This is a genomic window from Citrobacter sp. wls757 (assembly GCF_005280935.1).
In the GTDB taxonomy this organism is placed as follows: domain Bacteria; phylum Pseudomonadota; class Gammaproteobacteria; order Enterobacterales; family Enterobacteriaceae; genus Citrobacter; species Citrobacter portucalensis.
In genome coordinates, this window is the sequence record NZ_SZWU01000060.1 from 108,108 (window position 1) to 109,569 (window position 1,462).

1 protein-coding gene is annotated in these 1,462 nt (G+C 57.2%); it reads right to left on the minus strand.

What is annotated here, in order from left to right:
* Nucleotides 1–1,462, minus strand: a 1,462-nt coding sequence (locus FDW94_RS24325; protein ID WP_249358551.1) for a molybdopterin-dependent oxidoreductase, incomplete at both ends; no start/stop codon positions are given.

The window sequence follows — 1,462 nt, forward strand, 5'->3', positions numbered from 1 at the left end:
AAACGCCACTCGGCTGATTTCATCGGTTTTCAACGTTTGGGTCATCACAGGCATGATCCGCTGGACCCCGGTCAGCGCTATGTCTTCCGGCTGTGCCTCAGCAACCGGAGCTTTGCCCATAAACGCAATATTGGCCGCGAGACGCAGGTAGTAATCTTCCGCACGGTTTAACGGATAGTGATTACCTTGCGGATCGGTAATTGCATTGTCGCCGAATCCAGGTAGCCCGATGCGCTTTGCCACTGCGATACAGAAAGACTCCATCGAGGCCGGTTGACCGTCAGCCGTGAGGCTGGTCGCCGATCTGACAACTGGCCAACGCGCGGTGGTGGCTTTGCTGGCCACGCCCGCCCACGGAGCGCTGAATCCCCAGCTTTCGAAGTTGTGGGTATCCGGCACGATGTAATCTGCCAGCGCCGTGGTTTCGTTCATAAAGGCGTCAATGGCAATAAACAGCGGCAGACGAGCAGGATCCTTGAGCTTTTCTTCCGCCACGCCGCGTAACCCCGCAATGCCGTAAAACGGGTTGGTCATGTTGGAGATCCAGGCTTTCAGCGGATAAGGGTAACCTTCAAGCGCCGAGACGAGGAGTTCGGTAAGCTGACCGGCGACAAACGGATACCACGGCGCTTTAGCCGGGAAGGGCGATTGCCCGGCAGCCACCTTATTGCGGTACTCTTCCGAAGACTCATAAGCGGTTTTACTGCGCGCGATGCTTAACCCTTTCGGTTTTACCTTCCCGGCGAAGCTGTCCATGTTGTAGCGCGGACCGTCGGTGGCGCCATTAAATTTGCCGCCGCCGACGAACACGCCGCCTTCAAGACTAAGGTTGCCAATCAGCGCATTGAGCATCATCACCGACCAGGCGTTATAAAATCCATTACCTGCCATCATACCGCCGTGCGTGATCACTGCCGCTTTACGCCCGTGGCGGGTGAATGCGTCGGCCAGAGCGGCAATGTCTGCTTCTGAAACCCCACACTGCTGGCTGTACTGCGTTAGCGACAGTTTCTTTGCGGACTCACGCAGACACTGGAAGCTGCTTTTTACCGTTACTGTCTGCCCGTCGGCCAGCGTCACTTCACGGGTAACAAACAGCTGAGCGCGCGGGCAATTGCTGGCGGCGACAATCTCACCGGCCTCGTTGACGACCACCGGCTCCTGGGCTGCGTTTGCACTCAGATGGGCGAGGGTCAAGTGTTGTCCGGCAAGCGTTGGAATTTCATTGGTAATCACCAGATGCGTAGCGTTAGTCCAGCTTTTTTCTCCAGCCTGCTGCATGGCCTGCACGCCGGGAATGGCGAGATAATCAGCGTTATAGCGTTGTTTATCGATAATCCAGCTTATCATCCCCATAGCCAGCGCGGAGTCGCTTCCCGGTCGTACGGGCTGCCAGTGACCGCGATCGTCAGCCAGCACCGTGGTTAATGGCAGGGCTGGCGCCACCACAACATAGCGGAAG